Source organism: Streptomyces sp. B21-105, from assembly GCF_036898465.1.
Taxonomy (GTDB): Bacteria; Actinomycetota; Actinomycetes; order Streptomycetales; family Streptomycetaceae; genus Streptomyces.
In genome coordinates, this window is record NZ_JARUMJ010000001.1 from 8,209,014 (window position 1) to 8,228,105 (window position 19,092).

The 19,092-nt window shown below is 74.8% G+C and carries 9 protein-coding genes and 1 pseudogene; 1 reads left to right on the plus strand and 9 read right to left on the minus strand.

Features of this window, described 5'->3' with window-relative positions:
- Positions 1-11: 11 nt before the first annotated feature.
- From QA802_RS36770 to QA802_RS36800, 7 genes and pseudogenes are all read right to left on the minus strand, one after another.
- Positions 12-164, minus strand: coding sequence for a hypothetical protein (locus QA802_RS36770; protein ID WP_334532151.1), 153 nt, complete (start codon positions 162-164; stop codon positions 12-14).
- 149 nt (positions 165-313) lie between these two features.
- Positions 314-1,350, minus strand: a pseudogene (locus QA802_RS36775) (class I SAM-dependent methyltransferase).
- A gap of 98 nt (positions 1,351-1,448) precedes the next feature.
- Positions 1,449-2,687 carry a glycosyltransferase gene (locus tag QA802_RS36780; protein ID WP_334532154.1) on the minus strand — a complete coding sequence of 413 codons (1,239 nt, stop codon included), beginning with the start codon at positions 2,685-2,687 and terminating at the stop codon, positions 1,449-1,451.
- The gene (locus QA802_RS36785) at positions 2,684-3,499 is read right to left on the minus strand and encodes an alpha/beta fold hydrolase (RefSeq protein ID WP_334532157.1); all 816 of its coding nucleotides are present in this window, start codon (positions 3,497-3,499) and stop codon (positions 2,684-2,686) included. Before QA802_RS36785 ends, QA802_RS36780 begins: the two co-directional genes overlap by 4 nt.
- A 3-nt stretch (positions 3,500-3,502) precedes the next feature.
- Positions 3,503-3,877 carry an acyl carrier protein gene (locus QA802_RS36790; protein WP_443042228.1) on the minus strand — a complete coding sequence of 125 codons (375 nt, stop codon included), beginning with the start codon at positions 3,875-3,877 and terminating at the stop codon, positions 3,503-3,505.
- Positions 3,874-8,619, minus strand: coding sequence for a beta-ketoacyl synthase N-terminal-like domain-containing protein (locus tag QA802_RS36795; protein WP_334532160.1), 4,746 nt, complete (start codon positions 8,617-8,619; stop codon positions 3,874-3,876). The genes QA802_RS36790 and QA802_RS36795 overlap by 4 nt, the downstream gene beginning before the upstream one ends.
- 62 nt (positions 8,620-8,681) lie before the next feature.
- Positions 8,682-15,755, minus strand: a complete 7,074-nt coding sequence (locus QA802_RS36800; protein WP_334532163.1) for an SDR family oxidoreductase — start codon at positions 15,753-15,755, stop codon at positions 8,682-8,684.
- Between the two features lie 841 nt (positions 15,756-16,596).
- Here QA802_RS36800 and QA802_RS36805 point away from each other — a divergent pair.
- Entirely contained in the window at positions 16,597-17,805 is a 1,209-nt protein-coding gene (locus QA802_RS36805; RefSeq protein WP_334532166.1) for a serine hydrolase domain-containing protein, read from the plus strand.
- Positions 17,806-17,868: 63 nt separating this feature from the next.
- Here the strand turns inward: QA802_RS36805 and QA802_RS36810 are convergent, their stop codons facing one another.
- Positions 17,869-18,225 (minus strand): hypothetical protein, encoded by a 357-nt coding sequence (locus tag QA802_RS36810; protein WP_443042229.1) that lies wholly within the window; start codon positions 18,223-18,225, stop codon positions 17,869-17,871.
- A gap of 163 nt (positions 18,226-18,388) precedes the next feature.
- Positions 18,389-19,039, minus strand: coding sequence for a TetR/AcrR family transcriptional regulator (locus tag QA802_RS36815; RefSeq protein ID WP_334532169.1), 651 nt, complete (start codon positions 19,037-19,039; stop codon positions 18,389-18,391).
- Between the last annotated feature and the right edge of the window lie 53 nt (positions 19,040-19,092).

Here is a 19,092-nt window from a genome sequence, read left to right on the forward strand (position 1 = left end):
ACTCGGACCGCTCAGGCGCCGGACGATGTGGCCTGCCGTATGTGGCGGGCGATCAGCGCGTAGGAGGCGCGGGCCGCCTCCTCGTTCTCGTCCTCGCCGTCGTACCCGTGGTCGACGTCCGGCACGTCGTGATGCTCCACGAGCGCGCCGGCCGAAGCTAACACGCCACGCGCATCCCGCCCAGTCTTGGCCTCACCGGGCCGCGGGCAGTCGCCGGCCCGTCGCCGTCCGCCCTCCGCCCGCTCCCCTCGTCGCTGCCCTCGCCGTCCGCCAGCCCGCCGGTCCGGTCGGTCAGTCGCGGCGGACCTGCCCGTCAGTCGCGGCGGGCCACCAGCCGGTAGGCGTTGGACACTCCGAGCCGGTGCGACAGCGGACGCACCGCGAACCGGTCCAGCAGGGTGGCGGCGACCAGCGCCGGGATCCCGGCGATCAGCAGCGTCCCGCGCAGCGTGCGGCGCAGCGCGCTCGGCGGTTCGGGCAGCCACGGCGCGTCCTCACGCGGGGCGGCGTGGTCCAGCGCGAGCCAGACACCCGCCAGCAGGTCGACCGGGTCGTGCGGCTCCGCGTGCTGCTCCGCCACCACCGTGAAGCCCAGGCTCGTGAGCCGCTCCCGCAGATTGGCCACCGGCACGAGGTGCAGGTGCTGCGGCTGGAGCCAGGGCAGCCACCAGCGGCCCAGTAGCCGCGCGTAGCGGCTCTCGGGGTCCGGCACCTCGATGAGGAGGTGTCCGCCGGGCCGGACCGCCTCCCACGCGGCGCGCAGCTCACGGTCGGGGTCCGTGCTGTGCTCCAGGTAGTGGAACATGCTCACCACGTCGTAACGGGCGGCCAGTTCGGGCGCGAGGCGCGGGAAGTCACCCCGGTAGCCGCGCTCCACGCGGCCCTCCCGCTCGGCGAGTTCGACGCCGTCCGTGAAGTCGAGCCCGTCGAACACCGTGCCGGGCAGCACCTCCCGGGCGGCGGCGCAGAAGTGACCGTGCCCGGTGCCGACGTCCAGCCAGGTCTTCGGTGCGGGGTCGTGCGGCAGCATCGACTCGGCCCGCCCCCGGTACATCTTCGTCCGGCCCCCGAAGGTGTCGCCGAGCTTCTTCTCGCCCAGTCCGTCGTAGAAGTCCCGGTAGTAGAACTCCAGGCCCTGCGCGCTGAGCCGGGATTCTGGAAGGTGTGTCCGCAGTTCCCGCACCGGTCCAGGACGAACCGGCCCGGCTTGTGCTGGAGCAGGTCGGTGGTGCGCAGGCGGGTGGTCAGCTGCTGGCCGCCGCACCACGGGCAGTCGGAGCGGCGGGGCTCGAAGAAGCGCTCCAGCCCGGCGGCGAGGTCCGCCTGGTAGGCGGGCCGCAGCTCGGCGATCCGCTCGGCGGGCTTGACGAGAGCGGCGGGTTCGGCGGACTTGGTGGGTTCGGCGGGCTTGACGGGTTCGGCGGGCGTGCCGGACGTGGTCTGATCGGTCATGTGAACTCCCGTGCCAGTTCGTCGAGTCGGGCCGCCGCGGCGGATGCGCCGCCCGCGGTGCGGAACGCGGTGCGGATCCGGTCGGCCGCCGCGGGGTGTCCGGGGTCGTCCAGGACGGAGTCGAGTGCCGCGCCGAACCGCTGCGCGGTGACCCGGCCGAAGCGCACCCGCACCCCGGCCCCCGCGTCCACGACCTGAGCGGCCACCACCGGCTGGTCGTCGCGGATCGGGGCCACGACGAGCGGCACGCCGTGCCAGAGCGCCTCGCACACGGTGTTGTGGCCCGCGTGACAGACCACCGCGCCGACTCCTCTTTCCAGCAGGGCGAGTTGCGGCACGAACGGCACGACCAGCACGTCCTTGTCCGGCTCCCGCGCCGTCAGCGTGCCGCCGGGGTCGACGATCACGCCCTGCACCCGGTCGGCCCGTTCCCGCAGCGCGCTCCGGCACACGTCGAGGAACCGTCCGCCGACGTCGGCGTTCGCGGTGCCCAGCGTGACCAGCACGGTGGCGCGCCCGGCGTCGAGCCACTCCCACGGGAAGCCGGCGGCCGACGGCCGGGCCGAGACCGACGGGCCGACCCAGCAGACCCTCCGGCCGTTCCCGCCGCTTCCGGCGACCCCGTTGCTCCCGGCAGTCCCGCCGCTCCCGGGGACGCCGAGAACGCCGGGTGTCTCACCCGCCAACTCCGGTGTGCTGTAAGCGAGAACGAGGTGCGGGGAGAAGCGGGGGTCGCCGGCTGCGGCCGGGTCGCCGACGGCGGCCCGCAGCGCGGTCAGCCGCTCGTCCAGCCACTGGCGGACCTTGGGCAGCCCGGCCAGCGGGTCGGTGAACTCGGCGGACGTGGTCGCCGAGGTCGCCCAGGGCAGACCCAGCCGCTCGGCGACCAGCGCGCCGGCGAAGGCCTGCTGGTCGGCGACGACCACATCGGGCCGGAACGCCTCGACGGCCGCCCGCACCCCCGGCGCCATCGCCTCGGCCAGCGGCAGCAGGTACCACTCCCACAGGAACTTCAGCGCCTCGGGCCCGCGCAGCTCCGCGGGCCGCTCACCCGCGGGTGCCCCGCCGCAGCCGAAGACCGGGCCGGCTGCGCGCCCCGCCAGCCGGCCGACCAGTTCGGGGTCGGGACAGACCCAGGCCACCCGATGGCCCCGCGCGACGAGCTCGGCGGCGACGCCGACGGTCGGGTTGACGTGCCCGGTCAACGGCGGGACGACGAACAGGAACCGGCTCATCCGGCGGCCTTCGCCGCAGTCCGTCCGGCATCCTCGACGAGCGACAGGATGTGCCCGCCGACGGCGGCCGCCGCCTCCACCAGCACCGAGTGCTCGTGTCCAGGGATCACCACGGTCCGGCAGTCCGGCAGCACCGACTCCAGCCACGGCGCGAGCGCGGCGAGGTCGGAGTCGCCGCCGTACACGGCGAGCACCGGGCAGCGCACCGCCGCGATGCGGTCCTCCGTCAGCACCCGGCTGGCCGGGATGTCCCGGCCGAGGGTGGTGTCGCGGGCGAGCCGGGCCGCGCCCTTGGCCAGGCGGGCGGTGTTGTGTCCGCGGTGGGCGGTGATCCAGGCGATCGCGTCGGGCTCGTTGTGGGCGAGCTGGGTCACGACCCGGTCCAGGATGCCGCCGAGCTTCACCGCCCAGGCGGCGGTGGCCGGTTCGGACTCGACGAGGGTCACGCTCGCCGCCCGCCCGGGGTGCCGAGCCGCGTAGGCGAACGCGATCGTGCCGCCGTAGGAGTTGCCGACCAGGTGCACCGGACCGGTCACCCCCAGCCGGTCGAGCAGTGCCTCGAGGTCGTCCACGTTGTGGTCCAGCGTGTAGCCCTCGGCGGGGCGCGCGCTGCGGCCGTGGCCGCGCAGGTCGTACATGACGACGTCGAGTCCCGCGGCGGCGAACGCGGGCGCGACGGTGAAGTAGTAGCTGGCCAGGCTGTCGGTGAGCAGACCGTGCACCAGCACCACGGTGGCGGTGGCCGGCCGGCCCTCCCGGGGGCCGAGCCGCTGTACGTGCAGCCGGACGGCGCCGGCGTCGACCATCGCCATGGCTCAGCCCGCCTCCGCCGCGGCTTTCAGACTCGTCACGACGTACTCGACGAGCCGTCCCACGGTGAGTTCGATGATCTCGTCGAACTCCATGCCGGCCAGGAACTCGGCGAAGTTGACCCGGTCGCCGTACCGCTCCTGGAGCAGCCCGGCGAGGGTGACCAGGTCGATGCTCTCCAGCTCGAGATCGCGGTTGAAGGTGGTGTGCATGCCGATCTCTACGTCGTCGAGGCCGTACTCGTCCTCCAGGAGCCGCGTGAGCATCCCGGTGAGGTCGGCGAGGACGGACTCCTCCTCGGGCGTGACGGCCGTGACAGCCGGGACAGCCGTGGCGGCAGTGACGGCCGTGGCGGGGGAGTGGGGGGTGGGGGATGTCATCGGGTGTCGTTCTCCTTCGCGGTCGGGGGTCCCGTCGTCCATGCCACCGCGTACGCTCGCTCCGGCAGCCGGGGCGGGTTGGCGGCCGGTGCGCAGTGCACGGTGTAGGCGCGTTCCAGGCGGCCCGCGACGGTCAGCCGGTCGCCGGCCGGCGTCGCGTCGAGCACCCTGAAGTCCCGTGGCCTGCCGTCGAATCCGGTGCCCTCCGCCTTCGCGACGGCCTCTTTCGCCGCCCAGAAGCGGGTGAACCACAGGGCCTCGGAGCCGCCACCGGCGGACAGGGCGCGCAGCAGGCGCAGTTCGTCCCCGCCGAGGGCGGCGGCGAGGGTCTGCGGGGTGCGCTCGACGACCTCCTCGATGTCGATCCCCGGGCCCGGGCCCGGCCGGTGCGGGCGGACGATCGCCACGCCCGCCTCCGCGCAGTGGGCCAGCGAGACGTCCAGCGCCGGCAGGACGCGGCCGTTCTCGCCGGTGACGTACGGGCGGCCGGCCGCGTCGTTGCGCACCCGCAGCTCCGCCGGGAACACCGGTCCCTCCCCGTGGTCCCACAGCCACTGCCGTACCGCGTCCTTGACCGCGATCCGGCCCAGCAGCCACTGCCGTCTGCCCCGCGGCGGGTGCTTCGCGTACTGCGAACGCTCCGAGCCGCCCAGCGAGTTGCGCATGATCAGTTCTCGGGAGGCCAGGTCCGGCCATCGCTCGTGCAACAACTGCCAGCCGCCCGGGCGGGTCTCGGACAGGGTGTGGCGCTCGGGGAACCGCTCGACGGGCCGGGTGCTGGGGTCGTTGTCGAAGCGCCGGTCCTGCCAGCCGCGCAGCTCCGCCCAGACCGTGCCGTCGACCGTCAGCTGGACGTCGGCCTCCAGGAACGCGTCGGTGAGCGAGGTGATCCGCACCAGGCATCCCACCCGCGTCCCGGGCGTCGGATGCGGCCCGTGGAAGCGCATCTCCCGCATCCCCACCGGGAACACCACGGTCCGCTCGGAGCGGGTCGCCATGATCCAGTAGCCGAGGATCTGGCCCACGTTGTCCAGCAGCGCACCGGGCGCGGCCGGGGTGGTGATGACCCCGCGCACATGACGGTCGCCGATCGCCGTGAGTTCGCTGACGCCGCGGAACGCCGGGCCGTGGAACATCCAGCGCTCGTCGTAGAGCTGGGCGGCGGTGTGGTCGGGGGTGCGCTCGGGTCCGGGGCGGGCGGGCCAGGGGGCGGGCGGCGGCGTGGGATAGGTTCCGGCGAGTTCCACGGTGGCCCGGGCCCGCGGGCCGAAGGAGACGGCCAAGCGGTCCGCGCCCTCGGGTGTCAGGGTGACCGGCACGTCGACGGCGGGGGCGGCGGTGAGCCACTCCTCGAAGCGCGCCCCGTGCACGGCGACGGGCGCCGCGGGACCGGCGTCGGCGGTCCGTGCGGCGTTCGCCGCAGCGTCCATGATGTGCTGCACGATCGTCGTGGCCGGGACGACCGGCCAACGGTCGGCGAGGTCCGGCCAGCCGGGGCGCTGCGGGAAGAAGCAGTGGTCCAGGAGGTACGGCATGGCGTCCGTGGACACGCGGACCGTCTTGCGTCCGGGTGCCGTGACCGGGTGGTGCGGCACGGGTGCCGTGACCGGGTGGTGCGGCACGGGTGCCGTGACCGGGTGGTGCGGCGCGGGTGCCATGACCGGGTGGTGCGGCACGGGTGCCGTGACCGGGTGGTGCGGCGCGGGTTTCGGGGCGTGCGCGGTCATCAGGGCGGCGGCGGTGTCCGCCGTGTCGCGGAGCAGCGCGCTCAGCTCGGCGGCGATCGGGGAGCGTGCGACGAGGGCGTCCAGCGGCGACGGATCGCCGGGTCCGACCGTGGGAACGGGTGCCATGTGGGCGGGGGTTGCGGGAGCCGCGGGGGAGGAGGCGGGCGGCCCCGCGCGCAGTGCTTCCAGCGTTTCCGCCCGCGTTTGGCTTCGCAGCTTCTCCCGCAGTTCCTCTCGCAGTTCGGCGAGTTGCTGCGGGGCGAGCGAGACCAGGGCGCCGCCCAGGTCCAGCCGTGTCGGCGGGAGCCGGCGTGCGTCCCGGGGCCGAGCGGCGGCGGACGAGGGCGGCAGGGAGGGGGCGACGGAAGCGCCCGCCGTCCACAGCGCGGTGGCGACCCGGCGCAGTTGGGCGAGGCCCGTGCGGTGGGGCGAGTTGGCGGCGACCACCAGGTGATCGCGGCCGCCCAGGGTGTCGCCGACGAGGGAGCCGAGCTGACCGGGCCCGACCTGGACGTACGCCGTGTGACCGGCCGCGTGCAGGGCCTCGGTGAGCTGCCGGAACCGCACGGGCTCCAGCAGATGCCGCACGAACAGGGAGCGGATGCCGTGCTCGTCCGCGGGGAACGGCGCGGCGGTCGTCCCCGACCAGAGCGGGGTGTGCGGCGGATGCAGCCGGAACCGGCCGGCCGCCGCCTCGATCGGACCGATGTGGGGCTCCAGCATCGGCGTGTGGAAACCGGACCGGAACGGAAGCACCTGGCTGAGCACCCCCCGGGCGCGGAACGCCCGTACGAAGTCCTCCACGGCCGCCTGCGGACCGCACACCATGGACTGGCCGGGGGCGTTGTCGTGGGACAGCACCAGACCGGCCCGCGCGCCGCCCTCGTCGCTCAGGGCGGCCCCCACGCGCTCCGCGGACGCGCCGATCGCGCCGAACGCCAGCCCGGGGACCGCGACGCTGTCCGGGTCGAACTCCGCCATGAACGCGTCGACCTCGTCCCCGGCGTAGAGCCCGGCCGCCGCCATCGCCGTCCACTCACCCACGCTGTGGCCGGCGACCGCGTTCGGCACGATGCCGCTGCGGCGCAGCGCGGCGTCGAGTAGGCGGCCGACGGCGACGACGCCGAAGCCGTGCCGGCCCACGTCTTGGGTCCGGCCCACGTCGCCGCTCCGGCCACTGTCGACGGCGGGGGAGGGCAGACCGAAGTGCGCGGCCACGTCGTCGACCTGCGGGGTGAAGTCGCCCTCCAGTCCGGGGAACAGGAACGCCAGCCGGCCCCGGCCGGCGCCCAGCAGCGGACTCGGCCGGAACCAGACGTCGCTGCGGCCGTGCCAGGCACGCTCCTTGGCGACGGCGCGCCGGGCCAGCGCGAGGCGTTTCGCGGTCGGTTCGACGATGCCCAGGCGGGTCCCTCCGGCGTCCGGGTGTGGTCGGGAGGGGTCGAGCCCGGCGGCCCGTACGGTGTCGTCGGCGCCGTCCAGGAGGGCGGCGAGCCGGGCGGGGGAGTCGGCGGCGAGCAGCAGGACGCGCTCGGGCTCGGCGACGTCCAGGCTCGCGCGGGGCGCGGCCGCGGCGCGCGGCCCGCGGGCGGCGGGCGCCTCCTCCAGCACCACGTGCGCGTTGATCCCGCCGAACCCGAAGGCGTTGACGGCGGCCCGCCGCACGGGCTGCCCGGCGGTGGTCTCCCAGTCGGCGGCCTTGTCCAGGGTGCGGAACCGGGTGCGGGCCAGCGCCGGGTGGGGGTCGTCGCAGTGCAGCGTCGGCAGCAGCGTGCGGTGGTGCACGGCGAGGGCGGCCTTGACCAGGCCGGCCACCCCGGCGGCGGGCATGGTGTGCCCGATCATCGACTTGACCGACCCGAGGACCGCTTCACCGTCCCCGGGCCCGAACACCTCTGCCAGCGTGGCGAGTTCGGCGCCGTCCCCGGCCGGGGTGGCGGTGCCGTGCGCCTCCAGCAGACCCACCGAGCCGGGCGCGGCCGGATCGAGTCCGGCGGCCCGCCACGCCTGCCGCACGGCCAGCGCCTGACCGCCCGGATCGGGGTTGACCAGCCCGGCCGCCCGGCCGTCGCTGGCCACCCCGGTGCCCCGGATCACGGCGTACACCCGGTCGCCGTCCCGTTCGGCGTCGGACAGCCGCTTGAGGACGACGACACCGGTGCCCTCGCCGATCAGGATGCCGTCGGCCTCCCGGTGGAAGGGGCGGATGCGCTGGCTGGGGGAGAGGGCGCGCAGCTGCGAGAAGACGCTCCACAGGGTGATGTCGTGGCAGTGGTGCACCCCGCCGGCGAGCATCAGGTCGCACCGGCCGGAGGCGAGTTCACCCACCGCCTGGTCCACGGCGACCAGCGACGAGGCGCACGCCGCGTCCACGGTGTACGCCGGCCCGCGCAGGTCGAGCCGGTTCGCGACCCGGGAGGCGGCCAGATTGGGCACCAGGCCGATCGCGGACTCGGGACTGTCCGGACCGAGCCGCTCGGTGAACGCGGCCCGCACCCGGTCGAGTTGTCGGTCCGTCAGATCGGGCAGCAGCTCGCCCAGGGTGCGCACGAGCTGACCGGCGGTGCGCACCCGCTGGTCGAGCCGGACCAGTCCGGGCGTGAGGTAGCCGCCCCGGCCGAGGACGACGCCGACGCGCTCCCGCTCGGGGACACGGTCCACGCCGCCCGCGTCGTCGAGGGCGGCCGCGGCCACGTGCAGGGCGATGAGCTGGTCGGGCTCGGTCCCGGCCACCGAGTTCGGCATGATTCCGAACCGGGTGACCTCAACCTCCGCGAGCCCGTCCACGAAGCCGCCGCGCCGTGTGTACACCCGGTCCGCGACGGCCGGGTCGGCGGCGGTGCCGGGTCGGTAGAACGAGGCGTCCCAGCGTCCGTCGGGGGCCTCGCCGATCGCGTCGACGCCGTCCCGCAGGTTGCGCCAGTACGCGTCGAGCCCTGCCGCACCCGGCAGCAGCACCGACATCCCGACGATCGCCACCGGTACTTGACGTCCCGTCATATGAGGATCCGTCATGTGAGGATCCCTCATCACGGGCGGTCCCGCGTCGGCCGGCCCGGACGACGTCACCGCGGCGGTCACCAGCCCGAGGCGGTGTAGACGACGGCGGTCGCCGACTCCTCGCCCCAGGCCAGCTCCCGCAGCAGCGCCGCGGTCCCCTCCTCGGGGTCGATCAGCCGGATGCCGCGCCGGGCGTACTCGCGGGCCAACTCGGCCCCGACCATGCCGGCGTGCCCGGCGGCGGGCGCCCACGGACCCCAGTGCACGGTCACGGCGCGGCGGCCGGTGCGGGCGGCGAACGCCGCGCCCAGGGTCTCCAGGGCGTCGTTGGCGGCCGCGTAGTCGACCTGGCCCCGGTTGCCCAGGACGGCCGAGACCGAGCCGAACAGCACGGTGAACGCGGGCGCGGAGGACAGCTCCTCCAGCGCGCTGAGCAGGGCGTGTGCGCCGGTCGCCTTCGTGCCGAAGACCCGCTGGAACGACTCGGCGCTCTTCTCGCCGATCAGCCGGTCCTCGATGACACCGGCCGCGTGGACGACGCCGTCGAGCCTGCCGTGCTCGGCGTGGATCTCCTTCACGGCCTGGCGCACCGCGTCCGGCTCCCGGAAGTCGACGGTGCGGTAGCGGGCCCGGCTGCCGAGGGCGTCGAGTTCGGCCAGCGTGGCCGTGATCTCCCGTTGGGCGAGCAGGAGTTCGGCGGCGCGGTTGATCTCGGCGGGCTTCAGACCGCCGCGTGCGGCGAGCGCGGCGCGCAGGGCGGCCGGGGTGTGCGCGGCCGCGGTGTCCGCGTCCTCGGGACCGTCCGGCGCGGGGGTGCGGCCGAGCAGCTCCAGACGGCAACGGGCGGCCCCGGCGAGCGCGACGGCGAACTGTGCGGTGATGCCTCGCGCGCCGCCCGCCAGCAGCACCACCGAGTCCCGGTCCAGGCCGAGCGCGGCCACCTCCGCGACGCCGTCCCCGGCCGGTCCGGCGCCCGTGCTGCCGAGCGCGCCGAGCGGCGTCTCCACCAGCTCGAACCCGTGCCGTCCGGCCGTCGTCCGCAGCACGACGGGCGTGCGGTCGGCGGCGACGGCCTCCGCGACCACCGCGTCCGCGACGGCGGACGCCGACACGTCCGTCAGGTCGACGACCCGCGCGAGCGTGTCCGGGCACTCCCGCGCCACGCTCCGGAACAGACCGCGCAGCCCCGCCGTCCGTGCGTCGGGCGTGTCACCGTCGGAGCGCCGGACGGCCAGCAGCCACCGCGGGCCGCCCGCGAGGGCCGCCTTCAGCACCGGGAAGGCGTCCGGCAGCACCGGCGTACCGTCGTCGGCGCCCGTGAGAGCCCCGAGGTACAGCACCCCGTCCACCGTCCCGTCGTCCGGCGACAGGACGTGGTCCCGGCCGCGGACGGTGACGTCGGCGCCGTGCGAGGCCAGCCGGGCGGCGACCTCGGGGGTGACCTCCGGGGCGTCCCCGAGGACGGTCCAGCGGGTGCCGGAGAACACCGCGGACGGGTCGGCGGGGGCCTGCGCCACGGCGGCGTCGAGCAGCACCGGCCGCAGGACGTGCCGCCGGGGAGCTTCGGCGCCCACCTCGCCGGCGTCCGGCGCCTCGGGTGCGGCGGGCGCGGTGGGCGTCGTGGGGGTGGATGTGGCAGAGGAGACGGGTGAGGGGGATGAGACGGGTGTGGCTTCGTCGGCCGGGGCGCCGCCGCCCAGTCGGGCCGTGAGCCAGTCGGTCACCGCGGCGGCGGTGCGCGCCTTCGCGAGCTCCTCCAGCTCGGTGTCGTCCATCGCGGTCAGGTCCGCGCCGGCGCCCGCGCCCAGCCGGCGGGCCAGCTCACCGGCGATCTCCGCCCGCTTGATGGAGTCGATGCTGAGGTCCGCCTCCAGATCGAGGTCGGGCTCGATCATGTCGACGGGGTACCCGGTGCGCTCACTGATGATCTCCAGGACGACCTGCTGGACGTCCGGCGGCCCGCCGACCGGCGTCACCGCCCGGGCCGCCGCTCCCGGGTCCGCCGCGCCTGTTTCCGCCGCCAGCGCCCCCGACGCCATTGTTCCCGGCGTCGCCCGCTGCGGCGCGGTGAGTTCGGCCGGCGTCCGGTTCGGCTGCGGGTGCGGGACGACCACGGGAGCGGCGATCGCGGCCCCCGGCGTGGCGCCGAAGTAGGTGAGCAGCACGTCCCGTTGGGCGGCGATCATCTCGCGGCTGGTGCGCAGGAACTCGGAGATGAGCGCGTCCCGGTCGGACGGGACGCCGGGCGGGGGGTTCGTCGTCACAGTCGTCTCCAGGGTGTCCGCGACTCGTCGGGCCGGTGCGAGCGCACCGGGGAGAAGGGCGCCGGCGGCGGTGCGGACCAACTGTCCGTCGACCGTCCAGCCGGGCCGCTTCGGCACGGGGGTGCGTACCGCGTCCACCGCGTCCCGGCCGCGTAGCAGCCATCCCGCGCGCACCGGCAGCCCCGCGACGGCGAGCGCGGCCAGGGCGTCGAGCCAGCCGGCGAGTCCGCTGCCGGGCCGGGGCTCGCAGGCCATCGTGCGGTGCGGGCGGTCGCCGAGGATCTGCCCGACCAGCCGGGTGAGCACCGACCCCGGCCCCGCCTCGACGAAGACGCGCGCCCCGGCCGCGTACATCGCCTCGATCTGCTCGGCGAAGGCGACCGGCGCGCCGATCTGGGCGGCGAGTCCGGCCCGCACTGCGTCCGCGTCGGCGGGGTAGGGGGCAGCCGTGCGGTTGGACCACACGGGGAACTCGGGGGCGTGCACCGGGCGTTCGGCGAGGGCTCCGGCGAACCGGTCGGCGGCGCCGGCCACCAGCGGACTGTGGAAGGCGCAGGCGACCGGGATGCGCTGGGCCCCGAGTCCGGCCTCGCGCAGCAGCCGGACGGCCTCGGCGACGGCGTCCGTCGGTCCCGAGATCACCGTCTGCCGGGGCGAGTTGCGGTTGGCTACGACGACGGAGCCGGGTGCGGACCGGGCCTTCAGCGTCTCGCTCACCTCGTCGGGTCCGGCGGTGACGGCGGCCATCGTCCCGGGGTCGCCGTCGGCGCGGTTCTCACCGCTCCCGCCGTCGGCGCGTCCGGCGGCCTCCAGGATCGCCGCCGCCCGCTCCGAGCTCAGCTCCAGCAGCGTCTCGGGGGCGAGGGCGCCGGCCGCGCAGAGGGCGACCAGCTCGCCGTAACTGTGCCCGGCCGCCATGTCGGGGCGCACCCCGGCCGCGGTGAGCACGGCGTGGGCGGCGAGACCCGCGAGGCCGAGGGCGGGCTGGGCCGCCCGGGTGTCGGTCAGCGCGGCCTGCTGCCGGGCGCGGCCCGCCTCGTCGAAGGCGGCCGGGGGGTACAGGGCGTCGGCGTGGACACGCCCGAGCTCCAGGTAGGGGCGCAGCTCGGGGAAGGCGACGAACAGGTCGGCGAGCATGCCGGTGCGCTGACTGCCCTGCCCCGGGAAGAGGAAGGCGACCTTGCCCACACCGGCGACGGTGTCAGCGTCGTCGCCAGGGCGTTCGTCGTGCTCCTCGTCCCGGTCGGCCCGGTGGACGCCGCGCGCCGACGCGGTCCCGGCGGGGTCGGACGTCAGCCGCCGCAGCTTTCCCACCAGGTCGTCGACGTCCGTCGCCACGACCGCGAACCACGTCGGGTCCGTGCTCGCGTCCGCCCGCCGCGCCGCGCTCAGCGCGAGGTCCCGCAGTCGCCACGGCCGTCCCTCGGTCTGCGCGGCGGCGAGGAGTTCGGCCACGACACGGCGCGCGGCCTCCTCGTCACGGCCCCGGAAGACGAACAGCTCGGCCGGCCAGACGTCCAGTCCGCGCACCGGCGGCACGCCCTCGGCGTGAGCGGCCAGCACCACATGGAAGTTGGTGCCGCCGAAACCGAACGCGCTGACCCCGGCGAGGCGTTCGCGCGGCGGGGCCGCCCACGGGCGGGCCTCGGCGTGGAAGGCGAAGGGGCTGGCGGCCGCGTCCCAGGCCGGGTTGGGGGACTCGACGTGCAGCGTGGGCGGCCTGACGCCGGTGTGCAGCGACAGCAGTGTCTTGATCAGTCCGGCGAGTCCCGCGGCGCATTTGGTGTGCCCGATCTGCGACTTCACCGAGCCGAGCACGCAGCCGCCCGGTTTTGCCCCGGCCTCGTCGAACACCTCGGTGAGGATGCGTAGTTCGGTGCGGTCGCCGACCACCGTGCCGGTGCCGTGCGCCTCGACGAGCCCGACGTCGGCCGGGGAGACACCCGCGTTGCGGTAGGCGCGCTCCAGGGCCGAGCGCTGCCCCTCGGGCCGCGGCGCGGTCAGCCCGAGCGAACGTCCGTCGCTGGAGGAGCCGAGTCCCTTGATGACGCCGTAGATCCGGTCGCCGTCGCGTTCGGCGTCCGCGAGACGTTTGAGGACCACGCAGGCCACGCCCTCGCCGAGGGCGATGCCGTCCGCCGAGCCGTCGAAGGCGCGGGAGCGGCCGGTCGGGGACAGGGCGTGCACGGAGGAGAAGAGGACGTAGTCGTTGATGCCGTTGTGCAGGTCGGCGCCGCCGCACAGCACCACGTCGGAGGTCCCGCCGACCAGCTCCTTGCAGGCGACGTCCACGGCGGCCAGCGAGGAGGCGCAGGCCGCGTCGACGGTGTAGTTGGCGCCGCCGAGGTCCAGCCGGTTGGCGATCCGCCCGGAGATGACGTTGGCGAGCATGCCGGGGAAGGAGTCCTCGGTGAGCTGCGGCAGCTGACCGTCGAGGCCGGCCGGGACCTCGCCGTAGTAGGAGGGCAGCACCGCCCGCAGGGTGGCCGCGTTCGACAGGTCGCTGCCCGCCTCCGCGCCGAAGACCACGGAGGTGCGGGAGCGGTCGAACCGCCGCCCCCCGTCGCCGTATCCGGCGTCCTCCAGGGCGCGCCGGGCGGCTTCCAGGGACAGCAGCTGCACCGGCTCGACGCTGCCGAGGGAGGCCGGCGGGATGCCGTAGCGCAGCGGGTCGAAGGGGATGCGGGGCAGGAAACCGCCCCACTTGGACGGGGTGGAGGTGCCGTGGTGGACGGCCGGGTCCCAGCGGTCCGCCGGGACCTCGCCCACCGCGTCCACGCCTCCCACGACGTTCGCCCAGAAGGCGGCCAGGTCGGGCGCCTCGGGGAACATGCAGGCCATGCCGACGACGGCGACGTCGAGCGGGGCCGGAGCCGCCGCCTCGGCGGGCTCCTCCGGCAGGCCGAACTCGGCCGCGCGCCGGGCGAGATGACCGAGCGCGCCCGTCGTCACCGACGTGTGCAGCGCGGCGAGGGTGGTCGGGGCCGAGCGCAGCACCGCCACCTCCCCGGCCATGAACATCCCCTCGGCGAGCTGGCGTTCCTCGTCGACGGGGGTGAGGACACCTTCGGCGTCCCGGGTCACGCCCTTGCTGGCGACGCGCAGCCGGCCCACGTTGAGCCGTTCCAGCTCCTCCCAGACCTGCCGCTCCGGCACGCCCCCGGCGCGCAGCGCGGCCGCCCGGTCGCGGTAACCTGCCGCGAACGGGCTCGGCACACACCGGGTGGCGTGACCCGGCGCCGACTCCAGGAGCGCGGTGCTCCCGGCGGCCATGACCTGCCGCTGGAAGAGCGGCCGGATCGCCCCGAGCGCCACCGCCTCCTCGGTGAGCAGGTACGCGGTGCCCATCAGCACGCCGACGGCCGCTCCGCGCGCGGTCAGCGGGACGGCGAGCGCGGCGACCATCGCCGCCGACCGCTCGTCGTGCACGCCGCCCGCGAAGAACACCTCGATGTCCGGTGCCTCACGGTCCGTCAAGAAGTCTTCGAGTACGGCCAGTTGGGCCTCCCAGAGCGGGAAGCTGGCGCGCGGTCCGACGTGCCCGCCGCACTCCGCGCCCTCGAAGACGAACCGGCGCGCCCCCGCCTCCAGGAACTGCCGCAGCAGTCCGGGGGACGGCACGTGCAGGAAGGTGCGCACGCCGTCCCGTTCCAGCGCCTGTGCCTGGGAGGGCCGTCCGCCCGCGATGATCGCGTGCGTCGGCCGCAGCTCCCGTACGGCCTCCAGCTGGGCGGCGCGCACCTCCTCCGGCGCGAAGCCGAGGACGCCCACGCCCCAGGGCCGGCCGGCCGCCGCCTCCCGCGTCTCGGCGAGCATCGCCCGGGTCCGCTCGCCGTCCGCCAGCGCCAGCGCGAGGAACGGCAGGGCGCCGTCCGCCGCCACCGCCGCGGCGAACGCCGCGCCGTCGCTCACCCGGGTCATGGGACCCTGCACGACCGGCAGCCGGGTGCCGAGCGCCCGGGCCATCGGCGAGCCCTCCCGCAGCGCCCGCCCGGCGGTGTCGTCGCGCAGGGAGTCCAGTACCGCGTCCCTGAGTGCGCGGACCGTCCGCCGTACGTCGACCCAGCGCTCGGCGAACCGGGCGGCGAGGAAGCCGTCCTGGCCCACCGGGAGCAGCTGGGTGCGCGGGTCCTGAGCGCCCAGCATCGAGGCGACCGCCTCGGCGGTGGCGTCCGGCGCGAGCCGTGGCGCGTCCGGGCCGCGCCGCAGCAGGACGCGGTGGCCGGCCAGGACGACGGTCTCCGAACCGTCCAGGGTGCGCAGCACCGCCGCGGCCGGCTCGGGCAGGGCCGACTCGGCGAGCAGCGCCAGCTGACTGTCCAGGACCACCCCGGCCGCCCCGCCGGCCACCGCGGCGGCCGCGGTGCGCGGGCCGATGCCGCCGCACGCCCAGACCGGCACACTCACCTCGGGCGCGGCGAGGAGCTGCTGGAGCAGGACGAAGGTGCTCAGTTCGCCGACCCGGCCTCCGCACTCGGCGCCCCGGGCGATCAGACCGTCCGCCCCGAGGCGTATCGCGTCCCGCGCGCCGGCCAGGTCGGCGACCTCCACCAGCACGTGGTGACGCCTCGTCAAAGTACTTATCTGCCAGGGGTGTTCGATGCCGTCGCCGACCGCATCCGCGGTGAGGATCACGGTGTGCGGGCCGTCCTCCCGGGCCAGGTCGGCGGGGCCGAGCGCGCAGTGCGCGCCGACCCGGACGCCGAACCCGCCGGGGGAGGCCCGGCACAGACGGGCGAGGGCCTCCCGGGATCTTCGGTCACCCGGCCCGAGGTCCAGCACGCCCAGGCCGCCGGCGCGGCAGACCGCCAGGGCGAGCCCCGCGTCGGGCTCACCGAACGGGGTGATGCCGATGATCATGTCCTCGGAACGCACAGCGGACGTCATGATTCTCCGAATCAAGGTGAGACTGCACGGTGGGGGGTTCGGGACAGCAAAGGCGGCTCACCGGGTTCCAGCGGGCAGAGGTTCACCGCGGAACGCCGTTCTACAGCGCGTGCTCGAAACGCGTTGAAAGGTAGTGCTCTTATTACTCACTGGTCAACGTTCGGACGATCGACCGGTATTCGGCCGCAACGATTCGGTCAGTCGCACGCACGGGGCGGGGTGCAGGAATGCGGATGAACCCCTTCTGCCGCCACCCGCGACCGCTGGCCGCGGGTGTGGTCCAAGTGTCAACTAGTATGGGAAATAGGCCCCTTGGGGCCGCAAGTCCGACATCGGGACGTCGGTTTCCGGCATCGTCCGCATGGCGGGTCACGATCCGTGTGTCGGCCCCTGAGCGGCGGGGAAGGCTTCGTGGTCATGACCACGCCCGCCCCCTCTCCGGTCGTGGATGTCCTGGAACAGCTCTTCGCGGACACCGCTCGCGGACGATCGGACACCGCTCGCGGGCGATCGGGCGGCGATGTCCGGGGGCGTCGTCCGGGCGGCCGGACGGCGGCACCCCTGGGGCCGACGGCGGTGCGGGCCGTCGGAGTCGCGTGCACTCCACGGTGAGATGGGTCTTGACGTGGGCCGGGCGGCTGCCAAGACTGGGCTGACTCCGCAGTCGAGCCGGTCCTCGGGAGGTCGTCGTCCGGCTTGGCTGCGTGGTCCCGGCGCGCGAGCCGGTGTAACCCCGGGGATCGGCAGCCGGGGGAGGTCTCGTCCGCCGTCCGGGTCCGTGACGCGGGCGTCCGGAGTGTTGACCGCCGGACTGTTGCGACAATCAGCCCATAGTGCGCGTATGACGCGTTCCCGTACGGCGCTGCTGTGCGCCGCCGCCCTCCTCGCCTCGACCCTGCAGACCGCGGTCGCCACCGCCCTCCCCGAACGCCACGACCGCGCCCACGACCGCGCCTGCGCCGCCACTCGCGACCCGCGGGGCCAGGCGCGCGCGGTCCTCGACATCGTCCGCAAGGCGAAGCAGGAGCTCGACCTCGAGGCCGCCCTCGTCAAGGTCACGGTCGGCGGCCGTGAACTCGTCACGACCGCCGTCGGCGAGTCCATGACGGGCGTCCCCGCCACCCCTGCCATGCACTTCCGGACCGGCTCGGTCGGCATCGCCTTCATGGGCACCGTGCTGCTTCAGCTCGTCGAGGAGGGCCGGGCGGACCTCGACGACCCGGTCTCCAGATGGCTGCCACGTCTGCCGCACGGCGACGAGATCACCCTGCGCATGCTCGGCGACTCCACCTCGGGCCTGCACGACTACGTCACCGACCCGGCCTTCCTCGAGAAGCTCTACGCCGACCCCTGGCAGCACTGGACCCCCGAGGAGGTCGTCGGGTTCTCCCTGAGCCGCCCCCTGTGGTACGCGCCGGGCACCAACTGGAGCTACTCGCACGCCAACTTCGTCCTCCTCGGCCGCGCCCTGGAGAAGATCTCCGGCACCCCGCTCGACCGCCTGCTGCGGCAACGCGTCTACCGGCCGCTCGGCCTGCGCAACACCCGCAGCAACGACACCGCGGTCATCCCGCAGCCCGTGCTGCACGCCTACGACGACGAGCGCGGCACCTACGAGGAGTCCACCTACTGGAACCCGTCCTGGACCACCGCCCCCGGCGCCGTCCTCACCCAGGACATCTGTGACCTCGCTCGCTCCGGACAGGCCGTCGGCTCGGGTGAGCTGCTCTCGCGGCAGTCCTTCCGCACCCAGCTGAACCCGGGCACGGTCGGCCTCGGCCACCCGACCGCCACCTGCCCGGCGACGGTCTGCCTGCCCATGACCGAGGACTTCCACTTCGGCCTCGGCGTCGTCGTCAAGAACGGCTGGGTGGTCCAGAACCCGTCCTTCTTCGGCTACGCGGCCGTGATGGCGTACGAACCGCACAAGCGGCTGTCCATCGCCGTGTCCACGACAGTGGGCCGCAACGCCCCCGGCGGCAACAACTCCCAGACGATCACCGAACGGATCGCGAAACTCCTGGACCCGCAACACCCCCTCGGCACCTGACCACCCGGCTCGAGCGGGCCGGAGCCCCGCCCTCCTCCACCTGGACGGGGCCCCCGGACCGCGTCACGAGAACGTGTGGACCAGCTGGATCTCGCCCACGATATGCGCGTTGAACTCGGCCAACTCCTCTGCCGGAACCCAAAGTTCGAGAATCGTCAGGCCGCCGGCCCGCTGCACCGGATACCTGCGCAGGAACTCCGTGTCGACCTCGAACCGGGTGACGTGCCCGGCGCCGTCGTGCTTGACGTTCCAGTCCCGGGCGATCCTGATCGCATAGTCCTCGTTGAGCACCGGATAGAAGATCGGCTGCTCCGGGAGCCGGGGCGGCCAGGCGCGCCACTCGAGCTCACGCACCAGCTCCAGTTCCCGGGGGCCGGTGGGACGCCAAAGGGTCGTGGTGTCTCGGTGCTTCCTGGTCACGGGAATCGCTTCGCTTCCTGGTGCGGCGACCGCCGGTGCGGTCTGCTGACGCCCGACGGTATCCGCCGTCGCGCCACGCAGGCCGGCGACTTCGCCCGCTGTCGGCGCGGGACCGCCCGGCACCGGCCACGCGTGCCTGCGCCGCGCCCCGCCCCCGCCGCCCTCACGCCCCGTCGTGCCGTGTCGTGATCTCTGTGAGGTAGGAGCGCAGCATCGTCTTCGCCTCGTCGAGCAGGAGCGCGTCCCCTTCCGGGGCGCGGCGGAACGCCTCCTGGGCGAGGGCGTCGGCGGCGAGAATCGCGGCGTGGCCCGCCCTGGCCAGTGCCTCGTCGTCGCCGGCCACGCCCAGGGCGCGCAGGACCCGGCGGATCCCGTCGGCCATCCGCCCCTTGTGCTCGCGGTCGGCGGCCCGGGTCCGCTCGGTCAGCCCGCTGCCGAACCACAGGGCGCGGAAGCCGTGTTCGGTCCGGTACACCTCGGCGTACGTGTCGATCAGGACGCCCACCGGATCGTCCCACCGCTCCTGTGCCGCGGCCAGGACCAGATCGTCCATGACGCCTTCCAGGCGGGCGAAGTACCCCGTGGCGAGGGCGTCGATGATCGCGTTCCGGTCGGGGAGGTACTGGTACAGCGAGCCGACCGACACCTTCGCCTCGGCCGCGACCCGGGTCGTGGTGAGCGCCTCGACGCCCTCGTCCACCAGGATGCGCTCGGCGGCCTCCAGCATCAGCGCCAGACGTGCCCTGCTGCGCGCCTGCCGGGGAGTGCGGCGCAGGGGAGTGCCGCCGTCGGGACCCACGGTCGCCTGGACCAAGGAACTGCCTCCAAATCTGAACGTGACTTTGTTTCACGTTTACGCTACCTTCG

Excerpts from the sequence above, each read along its gene's own strand:
- QA802_RS36780 (WP_334532154.1), bottom strand. The coding sequence starts at position 2,687 with ATGAGCCGGTTCCTGTTCGTCGTCCCGCCGTTGACCGGGCACGTCAAC.
- QA802_RS36785 (WP_334532157.1), bottom strand. The coding sequence starts at position 3,499 with ATGGCGATGGTCGACGCCGGCGCCGTCCGGCTGCACGTACAGCGGCTC.
- QA802_RS36790 (WP_443042228.1), bottom strand. The coding sequence starts at position 3,877 with ATGACATCCCCCACCCCCCACTCCCCCGCCACGGCCGTCACTGCCGCC.
- QA802_RS36795 (WP_334532160.1), bottom strand. The coding sequence starts at position 8,619 with ATGACGGATCCTCATATGACGGGACGTCAAGTACCGGTGGCGATCGTC.
- QA802_RS36800 (WP_334532163.1), bottom strand. The coding sequence starts at position 15,755 with ATGACGTCCGCTGTGCGTTCCGAGGACATGATCATCGGCATCACCCCG.
- QA802_RS36805 (WP_334532166.1), top strand. The coding sequence starts at position 16,597 with ATGACGCGTTCCCGTACGGCGCTGCTGTGCGCCGCCGCCCTCCTCGCC.